This is a genomic window from Blautia sp. OF03-15BH (assembly GCF_003463065.1).
GTDB lineage: Bacteria > Bacillota > Clostridia > Lachnospirales > Lachnospiraceae > Limivivens.
Genome location: NZ_QSCM01000002.1, coordinates 201,629 through 216,751, shown reverse-complemented (window position 1 = coordinate 216,751; position 15,123 = coordinate 201,629). Strand labels below are relative to the sequence as shown.

The 15,123-nt window shown below is 46.6% G+C and carries 14 protein-coding genes; all 14 read right to left on the bottom strand.

Going from position 1 to position 15,123, the window contains the following annotated elements; all coding sequences use genetic code 11:
- The coding region (locus DXA57_RS03800) for a DUF4428 domain-containing protein (protein ID WP_117764970.1) at positions 1 to 900 on the bottom strand (900 nt) is incomplete at its 3' end.
- A 75-nt stretch (positions 901 to 975) separates the two neighbouring features.
- Complete coding sequence (locus DXA57_RS03795; protein ID WP_117764767.1) at positions 976 to 1,848, bottom strand: hypothetical protein; 873 nt, start codon at positions 1,846 to 1,848, stop codon at positions 976 to 978.
- A gap of 283 nt (positions 1,849 to 2,131) precedes the next feature.
- Entirely contained in the window at positions 2,132 to 4,033 is a 1,902-nt protein-coding gene (locus tag DXA57_RS03790) for a GGDEF domain-containing protein (RefSeq protein WP_117764765.1), read from the bottom strand.
- On the bottom strand, positions 4,023 to 5,702 hold the full coding sequence (locus DXA57_RS03785; RefSeq protein ID WP_117764763.1) for a sensor domain-containing diguanylate cyclase: 1,680 nt from the start codon (positions 5,700 to 5,702) through the stop codon (positions 4,023 to 4,025). The genes DXA57_RS03790 and DXA57_RS03785 overlap by 11 nt, the downstream gene beginning before the upstream one ends.
- 42 nt (positions 5,703 to 5,744) lie before the next feature.
- Positions 5,745 to 6,230 carry a DUF2284 domain-containing protein gene (locus DXA57_RS03780; protein WP_117764761.1) on the bottom strand — a complete coding sequence of 162 codons (486 nt, stop codon included), beginning with the start codon at positions 6,228 to 6,230 and terminating at the stop codon, positions 5,745 to 5,747.
- Positions 6,231 to 6,421: 191 nt separating this feature from the next.
- The gene (locus DXA57_RS03775; RefSeq protein ID WP_117764759.1) at positions 6,422 to 7,252 is read right to left on the bottom strand and encodes an ABC transporter substrate-binding protein; all 831 of its coding nucleotides are present in this window, start codon (positions 7,250 to 7,252) and stop codon (positions 6,422 to 6,424) included.
- Complete coding sequence (locus tag DXA57_RS03770; protein ID WP_117764757.1) at positions 7,245 to 8,039, bottom strand: ATP-binding cassette domain-containing protein; 795 nt, start codon at positions 8,037 to 8,039, stop codon at positions 7,245 to 7,247. The genes DXA57_RS03775 and DXA57_RS03770 overlap by 8 nt, the downstream gene beginning before the upstream one ends.
- Positions 8,032 to 8,727: a GTP-binding protein gene (locus DXA57_RS03765; RefSeq protein WP_117764755.1), complete on the bottom strand. Its 696-nt coding sequence runs from the start codon at positions 8,725 to 8,727 to the stop codon at positions 8,032 to 8,034. Before DXA57_RS03765 ends, DXA57_RS03770 begins: the two co-directional genes overlap by 8 nt.
- Positions 8,728 to 8,736: 9 nt before the next feature.
- A complete protein-coding gene (locus tag DXA57_RS03760) occupies positions 8,737 to 9,522 on the bottom strand; it encodes an ABC transporter ATP-binding protein (protein WP_117764753.1) in 786 nt (261 codons plus the stop codon).
- Positions 9,519 to 10,532: a FecCD family ABC transporter permease gene (locus DXA57_RS03755; protein ID WP_117764751.1), complete on the bottom strand. Its 1,014-nt coding sequence runs from the start codon at positions 10,530 to 10,532 to the stop codon at positions 9,519 to 9,521. The genes DXA57_RS03760 and DXA57_RS03755 overlap by 4 nt, the downstream gene beginning before the upstream one ends.
- A gap of 107 nt (positions 10,533 to 10,639) precedes the next feature.
- The gene (locus DXA57_RS03750) at positions 10,640 to 11,815 is read right to left on the bottom strand and encodes an ABC transporter substrate-binding protein (RefSeq protein ID WP_117764749.1); all 1,176 of its coding nucleotides are present in this window, start codon (positions 11,813 to 11,815) and stop codon (positions 10,640 to 10,642) included.
- 60 nt (positions 11,816 to 11,875) lie between these two features.
- Complete coding sequence (locus DXA57_RS03745; protein ID WP_117764747.1) at positions 11,876 to 13,033, bottom strand: nitrogenase component 1; 1,158 nt, start codon at positions 13,031 to 13,033, stop codon at positions 11,876 to 11,878.
- The gene (locus DXA57_RS03740) at positions 13,030 to 14,274 is read right to left on the bottom strand and encodes a nitrogenase component 1 (protein ID WP_117764745.1); all 1,245 of its coding nucleotides are present in this window, start codon (positions 14,272 to 14,274) and stop codon (positions 13,030 to 13,032) included. Before DXA57_RS03740 ends, DXA57_RS03745 begins: the two co-directional genes overlap by 4 nt.
- Positions 14,267 to 15,043 carry a nucleotide-binding protein gene (locus tag DXA57_RS03735; protein ID WP_117764743.1) on the bottom strand — a complete coding sequence of 259 codons (777 nt, stop codon included), beginning with the start codon at positions 15,041 to 15,043 and terminating at the stop codon, positions 14,267 to 14,269. The genes DXA57_RS03740 and DXA57_RS03735 overlap by 8 nt, the downstream gene beginning before the upstream one ends.
- Positions 15,044 to 15,123: the final 80 nt, after the last annotated feature.

The window sequence follows — 15,123 nt, the reverse complement described above, 5'->3', positions numbered from 1 at the left end:
CTGCTGCGGATAGCCCTGGTTCATCATGCTTCCCTGCTGTGGGTAGCCCTGGTTCATCATGCTTCCCTGCTGTGGGTAGCCCTGGTTCATCATGCTTCCCTGCTGCGGATAACCCTGGTTCATCATATTACCCTGCTGCGGGTAGCCCTGGTTCATCATATTACCCTGCTGCGGGTAGCCCTGGTTCATCATATTGCCCTGCTGCGGATAACCCTGGTTCATCATATTACCCTGCTGCGGGTAGCCCTGGTTCATCATGCTTCCCTGCTGCGGGTAGCCCTGGTTCATGGTATTGCCATATGTAGGTGCCGGTGCGCCCGTAAGAGCAGATACGATCTGGTTTCCAAGCTGCTCATACTGCATGATCTTGTTCCGTTCATGTCCTTCTACGGAGAAGGTGTTAAGCTGGAAATCCATATCATCAAACCATGGTGTATTGACAGACAGTTTTATCTTATAATCATAGGAGTAATGGTATCTCGGCGGAACGTAAGATCTGGATTCTCCGTTCTGATCCTGATATTCCTCTTCCTCACGCTCTTCTTTGATCTCCAGCCGGCAGGATGTCACAGCAGACAATGGCACGATATCCGGATTTTCTTCTTCATTCAGCCGGCGTGCCACGGTAAACAATCCCTTGGTCTCATCAAGGAACACATGATATCTGTCTCCGGCAAATTCGCGTGTAGTATGGAAGTTTCGAACCGCATTTTTATTCTCTTCTCTGTAGTCCAGCTGTCTTTTGATCTCTTCTACGGTACTGTGGCGTCTTTCCTCAAACCATGGAGAAAGCTTTGCTGCACAGTTTTTACAAAGATTACCGTCGTCCAGCTTCCGGTTTCCCAGAAGACCTATTTTATCACCGCAGATATCACAATTCTTTTTGTCAAATAATCCCATTTTCTAAATCCTCCTTTTGATACAAGGGAAGTCCCTTGTTTCCATTGTGAAAACACGGGACTTCCAGATTTGCGATTATTCCATGACTCTATCCAGATATACTTTGATTGTAAAATCAAAACCACCGAAATCATCTTCGCCATCTTCGGATTCTTCTGTAGCCGGAGCCTCGGTCTCTGTTTCCTCTTCCATCGGCAGGCTGTCTGCTGTTGTGAAGCATAATTTTCCATCTTCCAGAAGGTAGAAGCGCATGGTATCCGTACTGAACAGGTGATAGTTCTCAGAATCCGTTTCTGTTTCTTCTTTCTGTGTTTCTGCATTGAATATCAGTGCATTTTCTTCCATGACACCTTTCAGCTCGGTTGTTGTCTCATTGCCCTCTTCGAGCAATACAAGAGTGGCGTTTCCGTCTGTAATGGACATTTTCATTTCTACGCCGGCAATCTCGCCTGTAGCAGGCATCTGCATTCCATAGAGATCGATCAGTGTACTGGTCCAGTCACCATTGAAATCTTCCAGTTTTGGTTCTGCTACCGGTTTTCCGGGTACATAAGGCACATACTCCTCTTTTTCCTGACTCAGTACCACGGACAGTCCGTCCATTTCTACAGATAAGGTTCCGTCAGAATACGCTCCTTCCACCGTTTTGTCATCGGCAGTGATCAGTACTTTCTCACCATCGATCTTCCATTCCATGGCATCAACACCCGGTTCCTGTCCTTCCATGAGTTCGGAGATCTCACCTTTTCCATCTTCTGTAAAGTGGAATGTCATCTCCATTTTCATCATTCCGGGATGAAACGTATTTTCGCCGTCTAAGGACATGCTGTTTACATACCAGGTACCAACGACATCCTTGTCTTCCAGTGCATAGGCATTCATACCAATCAAACCTGCCATCATAACTCCCAATGCACCTGCTGTCCAGAATTTCATTTTCCTACTCATACTCAATTCTCCTTTCTTTTACGATGAAGCATAATTAAATGTTACGTAAAAGGTATCTTTTATTGTTATTATACTGGAAGCATTTCTATTTGCACTGGCACTTTTGATAGTAATCGATTTCTTTGTAAAGCGGACATTCGCAATCCGCTTCGCTACTTGCTCATGAACGCAGTCGCTTCGCGATCTGTCAGTGGGAGCTTTCAACTCCCGCTGACAGAAGCATCCCCCCTAACCCGCCGCTTAGTGCTCCGCGCACTTGAAGCGGGGGAATGCTTATCTGCGTTCAGAATAATTTCAGCAGTTCTTCCGCAGGAAGAGGTCTGGAAAAGTAATATCCCTGGATCATATCGACTCTCCACCGGCTGAGCAGTTCGACTTCTTCTTTTGTCTCCACACCTTCCGCAACAATATGATAGTTCATTTTCTGAAAGGTCTCCACAACACTTTGATAGAACAGTGCCCTTTTCTCATCCTTGCAGATATCAAAAAGAAGGGACCGGTCGAGCTTGATCGTGGAAAACGGAAGCTTCATGACCGTATTGAGATTGGCGTAGCCGGAACCGAAATCATCCAGGCAGAGACGGATCCCCGCGGCTGTAAATTCATCCACAACCATTCTCAGACTTGCATTATATTCCGTTGCCACAGTTTCTGTGATCTCAAACTGTATCCATTCATGAGGGATTTCATATTTGTCCATGATGCGGATGAAATGGCTGCTACAGTCCGTTCTCATCAGATCCAGAGACGAGAGATTCACTTTCACGTTCAGAAGCTGTTCCATCAGTTTTCCATGCTCTTTTAAAAATCTGCAGACGCGGCAAAACTGCAGATCTGTGATCTGTTCGATCAAATGATTCTTTTCCGCGATCTGGATAAATACATCCGGTGCGATCCATCCGAGTTCCGGATGATGCAGACGGCTCAGGGCTTCCAGTGTGACAAAGCGTTTTTCCTGTGTGGAATATACCGGCTGGTAATAAAGTTCAAACAAATCTTCTGCGATCGCCGTATGCAGATACTGTTCCACCCGTTTATTATAGAGAAAGCCATTCATGGTCTGGTGGTCGTCCTGTATCACTTCGGTCAGCCCGTTTTGCGGTGATAAGGATTCCAGATACTCGGCATATTCCAGGATGCGGCCGCTGTCTCCCAGTTTTTCTGCATGGAGGATACCGCTTATGATCGCAGGGATCGTGATACTTTTATTTTCTACATTCAGCTTTATGTTCACATCAAAGATCTTTTTCAGTTCGTCAAGATAATATTCATATTCCTTCAGGGAAGAGGTCAGGATCAAAAAACGTTTTCCCGTAATATGAAAAGCTTTTCTTCCGCATAATGCACCAAGCTTTCTGGCAGTCAGACGCAAGACAAAGTCACCGCCCTGGATCCCCGCAATTTTATTGATATGTTTTATCTGATAAAGATATACGGTAATGATGTGAAAAGATCTTCCGGCTGTTACCAGTTCATTCCCTTTTCTGGTCAGATAAAGATGATTGTACAGACCGGTAAGACTGTCCATGTTTGCATAGGGATTGTTGATGGTAATGAATAATGCAAGTATGCTAAGACTCACGCCGAAGCCTGTTGTCAAAAGGAAAGGGTTCAAAAGCTGAATGATCACTCCGCCACCGGATATCACAAGGATCTCCAGAAGCACTTTCACTCTTTGAAAACCAAGTTTCTTCCTCCAGATTATAATAAGGAACAAAGCAACAGCCAGATGAAGGATGGCACTGTAATACATCAGCAGATACCACGGCCCTTTTACATACCCTCTTGACGGATCAAAACAGAAAAGCTTCCCGGTAAACGGATTGGTCAGTATCACACCAATCAGTACCAGTGTCGGCAGACCGGATAACAGCATTTTCTTTGTGGAAACGAGTCTATTGTCATGCATGGACAGGATATAACAGAGGAACGTAAAAGGAAGCAATGCCTGCAACAGATAAAATACCGTTGTTATAAATACGGTTGCTATTCCAAAGCCGCTTTCCGGCGAAGTAATACAGTAGGTACTGAAAAACTCTGCAATGACATCCAGGACGCCAAGAACAGCGAAGAAAAGAAATACCTGGTTATTCAGATCTTCTGCTCTTTTCTGACCAAGAAAATACCACAGGATCAGCAGCAGTATAACGATCGCTGCGATCAGAAAATCAATATTATAGATCATAGTCTGCCTCCGCTGTCTCTTCTTTGTTGTAATGCTGCATCCTGTCTGCCTGCTGTTTCCAGTCGCTGACGGAATTGAGGACTCCATCTGTTTTTCTCAGATAGCTGTATCCGAATTTCAGACGGATAGGGTGTTTACCTGCGGCTTCGTTTTCCATTTCTGCTTTTATCAGCCGGATCCACTCGGATGGAAGCTTTTGAGGATCGGTCACAACAACCGCAAATTCATCACCGTCGATCCGAAAGCACTCTGCCTGTTGTTCGGAAATCAGGTTCCCGGCTGCCTGGATGCTTCGTGCTGTCCGGATGACTGCCTCATCTCCCAGCCGCATGCCATACGTATCGTTGATCTCTTTCAAGCCTGTGATATCAATAAACAGAAGCAAAGCATTTCCCAGTAATAAGGAATCCTCCTGGATTTTTTCCAGACATTTTTCAAAAGCCTTCCGGTTCTTCAGCCCTGTCATACGGTCTTCCAAAGACATTCTTTCGTAAACAGCCTGTTCCAGGCGGAACTGCGAGTCATTTGCCACCTTACAGAGCAGTCCCCAGAACAGGAATGCGATATAAAGAAGAATCCCAAACTGAAAAACCGTATCGTACCAGTAAATAGAGAAGATCCAGTATAAAATGAGTGCGAGTACACCACTGATCCCCAGCACAGCAAATGCTTTCAGGCAGAGACTCAATTCCTGAGTCCCGGTCTTTCGGTATTCGTTCCAGAGAAGAAGGATCATGGAAGCAACTCCTGTAAATAATAAAAGATGTGTCAGGACTAGCATATGTATGAAAGGGATCTGAAACAGGAGATTCAAGATCCCCTGCAAAATCGTATTCCCGTAAAAAAGGAACATCCATATTTGCGGGATCCACCGTACTTCGCTGCGCACCGTGTTTTGCACAAACCGAAGCATCGGGATCGACAGGAGCATAAAGGCATAAAAAGAGATCAGTGTTCCTGCGGCATTCTGCCGTCCATACATCTGGTAGAGCCCTGAGTCAAAAATACACCATAAACTGCACAGGATCAGAAAAAAAGCAACATTAAGAAAGCGTTTCTCCAACATCTGCCGATGTCTTGCGTACAGAAATACGATCACAGCTACGATTCCCATTCCCAGCATTCCAAGGACCATGAGAATCAAAAATATGGATTCCTGCAGATGACGTCCGACAACGGAAGAAAAGCTTCCAAGGATGGGCACTTGTACATAGAGCAGACTGTTTTCTTTTCCTTCAAAAATAAAGCATAACGGTTCTTCTCCCGTTTCATCCGGCAGGCAGATATCTGCCCATAGTTTTCCTTTCATCGGTTTGTTTCTAAGAAAGCTGTTATCACTGTAATGGTAAAGAAGACGATCACCCATATAGGCTTCCAGATGATCCTGTATTCCTCTGGTAGACACGATCTTTCCTTTGTCTTCCGCAGACAGTGTGTCGTTATAAAGGACTGCTTTTCCATCTGCATCGGTCAGAACCTGGCATGGAAGTTCCAGGGTGATCTTTTCTCCATCCCGTATCTGATACCAGCCGCTGCCCAGTGAACTGATGCTGAGTCTTTCTGCTGTCGCTTCCGGCTGATAAAGGATCCTTACCAAAAGAAACAGAAATATCAGTATAACGGTTATGCAGAACGCTTCGGCTCCTTTTTGTTTTCTGCTTTTATTCATCACTCTTTTTTCCCTTTTTTCTTTTTACTATTCGTTCTTTTCTCATTTGTCATGGAAAAGAATCTGTGAGAAATAGCGGATCTTATCGTCATTTCCCCAGCAGATCAGTCCTACGGCATCTGCCATTTTCTGGGCATCCACACAGTAGGCAGACATGCAGGAATGATGTTTGTAGGGACCGGCACTCATGATGAGAAGATCTGTGTATCCATCTTCTTTCATCTGTTCAGCCAGCTTTTCTGTCAGCTGATTATGAAAATGTTTGGCTTTTTTGTAGTCCATCTCCATTGTCTGGATGGTCTGAAGAACCAGGGTTTTTTCATATTTCAAGGCCCGTGCCACCATTTCTTCCACCGTTCCGCTCTCCGGTGGACAGGCCGGATTCAGGTTGTAATTTCCACACTGGTTTTCTTCACAGAATACCCGGTATTCCGGTTTAAAGACCAGATTTCCGGTATCCATGACGGCTGCCGCGGAAAAACCAAGTTTTATAGCTGCTCTGGTGATGTCATCATAATTGATTTGCATATGTTCTACTCCATTCATAAATACTTTTTTAGATATTTCATGACTGCGGATCATTCCGCTGTAAGGAAACTCTATTTATAACCAGTTTATCATCATTAAAGCTCAGGTGCAAGTCAGTAGATCTTATAAAAATCTCCAAGAAAAAAGCAAGACGGTTTTCTGAACAGACGGTCTTGCTTTTGGGTATGATTTTATGAATGGTTTCGAAACGTCTGAAAGACTATGGTAAGCTCTTCTTCCGTTGCCAGTTTCCCGCAGCTCTCATCGATCCGGAACCGGTGGTCTCCGAAAACAGGCATCTGGTAGTCTGCCATGAGATCCCGGAAAGTGGTGGATTCAAAAAAGGTGCGGATTTTTTCCTTCGCAGGGGCACTGGATTTCTGATAAAGAAGCATAGGTTCGGCGAGAGCTCCTGTTTGAGGGATGACGACCCTTGCAGCTGCTTTCTCCAGACAGATTTGGGCGAAAAGTGGAGGCATGAGAAAAATGGAACCGTAGCTGTTGGAGGGATGCCCCAAATGGCGGAGCGTCTCTGAAGGCGGAGCGAAGGATGCGACATTTCGGACAAAACTATTTAAACCTTCCGCTCCATATTTCCGAAGGATATAGAGACTTGTGAGGGGATCCGGCATTTTCGCATTTCCAATGAGGCAGATTTCGCCCAGGTACTCTTCTCTTAAAAGATCGTCGTAGGCTTCCGGGATTTTCCGGTTGCCCAGGCGTTTGAGATCCACTGCCATCACCTCCGGGAACCAGGCCTGGATTTTTGGCTTTTCATAGACTTTTTCTGCCAGAGCGGCAAAGACCGGATCGGCGCATTCACCGAAATCCATGAGAAAACAGGCATCGGGAAGGTCTTTGGGTTTCCACTCTTTTAAATACTCTTCTTTTGTCATGTTTCCACCAACCTGAGCCGGAATGTAAGCATTCAGGTCTTCTGCATAGGCGGAAAAGACGTTTCTTAATCGGCTTTTGATGGGGCTTGGAACTTCCGCCCAGAGGTCATAATGTTTTTTATCCAATGTGTTTTCCTCCACGGATCTGATTTCGGATTTCTTTCATTTGCGCTTCCTGTTTCCGAAGTTTTCTTAAAAGTTCCTTTTCTGCTGCCGTTCGCGTGACAATCCCATGAATGCCGCCATTTTCAATAAAAATCCGTTTTTTACAGGACAGAGCCAGGATCGGATCATGCGTGGAAATGAGGACGATCTTTCCTTTTTCTGCCAGAAGCCGGATGATTGCGTCCTTATCGATGCCGGCGTTTTCCGGCTCATCGATGAGAACTGACGGTGCAGCAGAGAGAAAGGCGATATCTGCGATCATCAATGCCCGGGACTGACCACCGCTCAAGGCAGTGATCATATCCTCCGGGTGAAGTGGCTCACCGGCCAGGGAATTAGCGCAGGTGAGAATTTTTTCCATGAGTTCTTCCGTACAGGGAATCCCCCTGCTTCCGGCATGTTGAAAAATAAAATCCCGGCAGGAAAGTTCCATGACAAAGTTCATACTTTGGGAAAGACAGGCACAAAAACGGTTTTCCAGTTCCAGCCGTAGTTCTTCCGTGAGTTCAAGGCCGTTGATCCGCATTTTTCGACCGGATGGAGAATCGCCGGAGGCCAGATACTCGATATCCTCCAGAAGTCGTGTTTTTCCGGAACCGGTCTTTCCACAGACGCAGGTGCAATCCCCTTTGTGAAGCGTTACTTCTGTATTCTCCGGTATCCCGTCCTTGTCAGAACCTCCATAGACTGTGAAAGATTCCACAGATTCAGGGAACCCAAGCAAGATTTTTTCTGATGTCTTATCCATTCTTTTCTCCCCACATTCTCTTGATTCGTCCACCGTTTCCTTTCTGTTGGAGTTGCATCTGGCCGGCACAGAAGCTGCAAACCGCTGAAGGCATGGTAAAGCGTAAAAATTTACCGTCGATCGTCTCCTCTTCTGCACTTTCACGGATGAACGCTGCCAACCGATAAGCACCCTGACCGGTCAGCCCATTGATGAAACTCACTCTTGCTTTCCGGTTGGCAAGGCGGATATTGTGAAGAAAAACTTCGCGCTCCGCAGGGGAAACAAGATCACCTTTTGTCACAGCAATGAAATCCGCATAACGGAGCATCGGACCGATTTTCTGCGGAGCAGTGATGCCGGAAAGACAGTCAATGACACAGACTGCCGGAATATCCCGGATATGAGGCGAACATCTGCCGCAGAGACCTGCACTCTCCGTGATGAGAAGATCCAGGTTTTCTCTTAGACCCCACTGGAAAATATCCGATATGGAATCCGCAAAATAATGATCCGGGCAGATATTTCCCGAAATGTATTTAATATTCGTGATTCCTGCTGCTCTGTAGATCCGGTCGTCATCACTGGAAATACAGTCCAGCTTCATGACTCCTGGCCGGCAGCTTTCTTTTAAGAGGAGTTCTGCCGTTTTCAGGATCACGGAAGTTTTTCCGCAGGCATGAGCGCCTGCCACTGTGATCATTTTCATAGAGGTACCTCACACCAGATGAAGGGGAACAACACTGCGGTAATCCCTTCCATCTACGGAAAACTGATTGATATGGACCTGAACAGAGAAAGAATGGCGCATGTTTTCCACGTTGATAACTGCGTCTGCATTTCCAAAGACGTTCGTCCCATCCTGGTTGAGGAGCAGGGCTTTATCGGAAATCTTGAGGGCATGCTCCGGATAGTGCGTATTGACGATTGCTGAAATCCCTCGATTTCTCGAGAGCTTTTGGATCGTTTCCAGAATGATCAGCTGATTTTTGAAATCCAGGTTGGACTCCGGCTCGTCCAGAACCAGCATGGAAGGAGATATGGTCAGAGCTCTTGCAATGAGAACCATCTGAAGCTCTCCACCGCTCATCTCCGTACAGAGCTTGTCACGAAGATAGGTAATGCCAATTTCCTCCATGGCTTCTTCCGCTGCTTTACGATCCTCTTTTCCAGGCTGGGCGAAGGTTCCAAGATGAGCACTCCGTCCCAAAGTTACCATATCAAGTGCGGAATAACCAAAGGCAGCTCCTTTTGCCTGAGGAACATAGGCGATTTTCTGCCAGAAATCTTTGTGTTTCATTTGGCTGATCTCCTGATCATCTACATAAGAATGACCACTGTTCCATTTCAGAAGTCCCATCATGCATTTCAGGAGGGTGGTCTTTCCAACACCGTTGGAGCCCAGAACGGAAAGGACTTCTCCGTTTCCTACGGTAAAGCTGATTTTTTTCAGAATCTGCTTTTCTTTGTATCCAAAACATCCATTTTCTACCCGAAAGATCATGACCAGGCACCTCCTGTTTTTCTTAAAAGTATGATAAATACCGGTGCCCCCACAATGGCTGTCAGAATGGAAATGGGAATTTCCGCAGCCGTGGCCGCCCGGGCAAACGTATCCATGATGATCATGAAAAAGGCTCCAAGGCCAATGCTCATGGGAATCACGGAACGATTATTGTTTCCTCCGATCATCCGGGCAATATGGGGGATCAGAAGTCCTACCCAACCCACCTGACCGCACATGGAGACACAGGAAGCCGTGATCATAGAGGAAGCTGCAATAAAAATCAGACGCATGATCTGAATGTTCATACCGAGAGAACTGGCTTCATCTTCGTTCAGAGACATGATATTGAGTCTCCAGCGGAGGGCAAAGATCAGAAGGATTCCGGCGATGATAAAGGGAGCTCCCATGATGAGGTTGTTGTAGGTGCTCCGGGACATGCTTCCCATAAGCCAGTAGGTGATGGTGGGAAGTTCCTCCTCCGGATCTGCCACGTACTTCATCAGAGAAACAAGTGCTTCAAAGACCGCAGAGATCACCATTCCGGCCAGAACGATCATGACAATGCTGCTTTTTTCGTTTCTCCTGCTGATGGAATAAGTGATGATACAGGACAAAACTCCAAAGATCAGGGCCAGAATCTGGACCATGATCAAATTTCCGTGCATCAGAAGACCTAAGACTGCGCCAAAGGAAGCACCGCTGGCCACGCCAAGGGTGTCCGGAGTCGCCAGTGGATTGGAAAAAAGTCCCTGAAAAGCGGCTCCCGCACAGGAAAGTCCGGCTCCCACCAGGATCGCCAGAAGGATCCTGGGAAGTCTTACGTTAAAAATAACCGTGTAGCCGGTTGGATCCGGTTCATAACCTGTGAGACCGGAAAAGAGGATTTTTACCGTTTCCCGGACGTCTAAGGAGTATCTGCCAATCCCCAGGCAGATGAGTGCCGCCAGAAGGGGAAGTACTGCGATGATGAGATTTCTGGTCATATGAGAGGTTCTTTTTGCTGCCATCTGTTGTAATTCCTTTCCTTGGCGGAAGATGTCCGCCTTTTAACTATGGGAAACGCCGGAAACAGTACGGAAAACTGCTCCCGGCGTAAAGGATTTCCGAAGTGTTTTTATACTCCGGCTGCTGCACTTGCGGGGGTGTAGATCTTCTGGAGGTCTTCATCTGTAAGGGTTACATGGTAGTATTTCTCATAGTAATCCTTAATCTCCTGGTCCATATCCATATCTTTGAAAAGATCAGGCCGGATCTTGGAGGCAAGCCATTTCAGTACCAGAGGAGTGTCAGATGCGGGCGGGAACCAGCGGTACATACCAAGCGGGAATTTGTAAACCTGCTGGTTTTTCACTGCAGTTACATTGCTCCAGTCATCGCCGTCGATGGTGTTGTTGTAGAGATCATCCGGCTGATACGGGGAGAAATTGGTGATAAAGATGATATCCGGATCCCACTCGTAAACCTGCTCCATGTTAATTTCCGGAGTGCCGCTTAAGTCTGCTGCCACGTTGATGCCGCCTGCAGTCTCGATCCAGTACTGACCGAAGAAATTGGAACCGGAAGTTTTGATGATTCCGTCCGCATAGTTGAAAAGGATCAGTACTTTCGGTTTGTCTTCATCAGCGATAGTGGAAGTTACAGATTTGATTTCGTCTGCAACGTTTCTGCCTTCTGCGATGATCTCATTAGCAGTGTCCTGTTCACCGTAAATATCACCGAGTAGCTGGATCCAGTCTGCGTAAGTTTCTACACAATCGTAATCAGACATGCTTACAGAGAAACCGACAGCCGGAATCCCTGCATTGTCATACATCTCTCTTTCTTCCGTGTTGCTGGCATTGTAAAAGACAACATCCGGTTTCAGTGCCAGAAGCTGCTCAATGTTTACTTCTCCGTTTTCCACGAAGCTTGTGTCTGCATTGGCAATCTCCGGGAATACATTGAGTAAATAGGAATTCTCTGCTGCTGCCATGGAACTGGGATGAATCCCTACAATGTCATCGGCACTTCCGCGAAACAGGCAGTATACAGAAGGAAGAGGAAGAATGGAAGAAATCACGACACGCTCAATCTTTTCAGGAAGAACGACCTCTGCTCCCGTATGATCCACGATGGTTCTGGTTCCTGTACTTTCTGTGGTCTCACTTTCTGCTTCAGAAACAGCTTCAGCAGCAGTTTCTGATGTGGTTTCTGTCTCGGAAGCCAGGGCACTGCCTCCGAAAACGCTGGCTGTCAGTACGGATACAGTAAGTACACCGGCAAAAAATTTCTGGATTTTTCTGATAGTCATTTGCGATTCCTTTCTTTTGTGTATGGTTTGTAGTTTCTTGTATGGGCAAGTGAAAGAGGATCAGTTCCCCTCTCTCACTGTGCTTTCGATGATTTTTAAAATATCTTCCCCGAGATAATCCGGATACTCGTCCCAGTGAAGCTTGCTGGAAACAGCCAGATGAGGCAGAGCTACCAGCCGGACATCTTCCCGGCGGATCACCTTTTCAAACTCCGGATCGGCAAGGATAACCTGGTACTTTCCACTGTTGATCTCCTGGATGGCGCTGTATTCATCAGGAAGATGAAGATCTTGAGAAGCTTTCAGTTCTTCTTCCAGTCCGAAAAGACTTCCTACCGTGATCGGAACATCGGTCTTTTTTGAGAGAAGAGCCCGAAGTTCATTGGCAAAAATCTGTTCGTGGATGATCAGAATCCCTTTCTTATCGCTTTGTGCCTCCGGCAGGGGCTGAAAACGCTCCTGTTTTTCCAGACGGCCTTTGAGTTCTGCTCCATCATCTAATGGAAGACCACAAATGTAAGGGATGCCATATTTTTTCTCCAGGAAACGGGCGGCAGCAAGGCCGGAACGGGCAACTACCAGGTTCAGATCCGCATCCGGGCAGTTTTTGATCTGATCCACAGAAAGCCCCATAGCGAAATCAGACAAAATCTCATAGTCCTGATTTTTCAGCCAGGTGAGGATACGGTCGGAATTTCCTTTGTTTCCCATATCCAGAGGAAGCATGCCGAGAACATTCAGCGTTTTCCCTGTTTTTTCTACAGTACTCTTTTTTTTCGCAAAGCGGCGGATCAGAGCCATGAAAACATCAGAAGCACCCTTATCATAATAGTCAAGCCCTGTGGTTGGAAAACCAAAGGAGGGAATGCCACTGATGTTTTCTGTTTCGGCGGCCATGCCCTTCAGATCGGTACCGATAACGGTCGGTACCGGACTGCCAAGATAAGCAATGATGGAAGGATTTAAGTCCTCTGCAGCTTTTAAAGTGGCGTCAATGAATTTTTCATCATTTCCCAGTACCGCATCCATTCTCCTGAGACCGGAACAGTAAACAGCGGAACGGGATCCCATCCAGCGAGGCTCGTCATATCCTGTGAAATTTCCTGTACAGCCGGAGGCATCATGCATGACTACGATGCCTCCCAGATCAAAGAGTGCGGATGCTGCTCCGGAATAATCCGGTGCCAGTGGAAGCATAAATACACATAATCTGCTCATATGATCAACCCCGCTTTCACGATCATTTCCCGAACGTCTGCTTTGCTCTGGTAAGCCTCCAGGAGCATTTCCATAAGACGCCTGGTCCCATAAAAACCAAACATTCCTTCATCCTCCATGAGATCAGCCACACGGTCAGAACCGGTCATATAGCCGCAGTCAAAACCGATACAGAGGTAGTTCTCCCCTTCATGAGGAAATTTTACAGCATTATGAGACATGGGATTTTCAATCAGAATCTCCGGCACTTCTTTTTTTAATGCTTCAAAGGAAACTTTTTCAAAGGCAGATACGCTGTCCGAAGCCACCATTCCCACATGGAAGCCATTCCGGCTCAGCATAAGAGCAAGGCTGTATGGACGAAGGACTGCCTGATAATCCACAGCAATGGGATAGTCTCCAATGATTTCTTGGGTTTTACGGATTTCATCACAGGCTTTTTTCTTTTCCTGTTCGAGAGCCGGACCAAAATCCAGATCCAGTATTTTTTGAAGCTTCCGGTAAACCTCCATGATCTCTTCCGGATCATAGCTCACATAGGCGGTAAGATACGGAGTTCCGAACTCTTTTTCCATCATCTCCGCCGTTTTGAAGGCAATCGGGGAAGTGATAAGATTCAGTTTCGCAGAAGCCATTTCCATAAAGGAATCAAAATCCGTATAGTCTGCAATGTTGGCAACCCGATACCCATGGGCGGTTAAAAATCTTTTCAGGTCTGAAGTTTCATCATAAGTGACGTTGCTTCCAAGGACATTGACCAGATTTTTTGTCTCTTCTCTTTTTTCCAGAAGGCTGAACATATTCCGGTAAGTGGTCACTCCAGGCGGCAGTTTGGAGTCCAGGGAAATGGGATTCATCGTGCAGTGCCGGAATTTCACATCCGGATTTCTTCTGGTAAGTTCTGCCAGGATTGGTTCATGGTCCGTTCCCAGAAGGTCGTCCAGGCAGGAGGTGAAGATCAGAAGCGCTCTTGGTTTCTTTGGCAGAGCCTTAAAAAGGATATCTACGTTATCAACGATCATCTGCTCGAAATCCCCGGATACGATGTCTGCTTCCGTAAGAAAGAGATAAGAAACCCGGTGCTTGATCCCGGCTACAGAAGCACCGACCGCGTTATGCCTTCCACAGGCGGAAGGACATACGAACAGAAGATGCGCTTCCGGCACAAGAGCCGCCATGCGGACGATCCCCCAGCCTCCATGTGAAGCGGAAACGTAATGAAGGGAACAGGTTTTACTCATAATTATTTTCTACCTCCGCGGAAAGATCCAGGATATTTTCAGCCAGCTTCCGGTAAGCATCTGCCATTTTGGAATCCGGCAAAGCCTCAATAACGGTTTTGCCTTCCCCTTCTGCTTCCTGAACGGATGCACTTCTCGGAAGAATGGAAACAATCTCACCGCCGATCTCTTCCAGGGCTTTTTTTACAAGGACTTCTTCATTTTCAATATTTCTGGAGTTTAAGATTACACCGGAATACTGGGCATAACCTCTTTTGCCAAAGTTTTTTACCGCACTGGCGATATTGGAAGCGGCATAGAGAGACATCATTTCTCCGGAAGTCACGATAAACACATTTCTTGCATAACCACCACGGATAGGCATGGCAAAACCACCACAGACTACATCTCCCAGTACATCGTAAAGAATGATATCTGGCCGGCAGATTTCGTATGCTCCGATTTCCTCCAGCTTTTCAAAGGCGGTAATGATGCCGCGGCCTGCACAGCCGATACCAGGCGTGGGTCCTCCTGCTTCCACACACCAGACGCCACCGTATCCCTGAAAAAGCACATCCTCCGGAGTGATATTTCCCTCCCCTTTTTCACGGATGGCATCCAAAACAGAGGTAATCTTTTCTCCGTGCATCAGATTCTTGGTGGAATCTGCTTTGGGGTCGCAGCCGATCTGCAGAACCCGGTAGCCCATGTCAGCCAAAGCGGCAGAGATGTTGGATGTGGTGGTGGATTTTCCAATTCCGCCTTTTCCGTAAACTGCTATTTTTCGCATCTTGCTCTCCTGTCCTGAAATTTATTGTTAGTTTTAACTAACCTCACTTTATAAATATACACGGAAGTTTTCTGACTGTC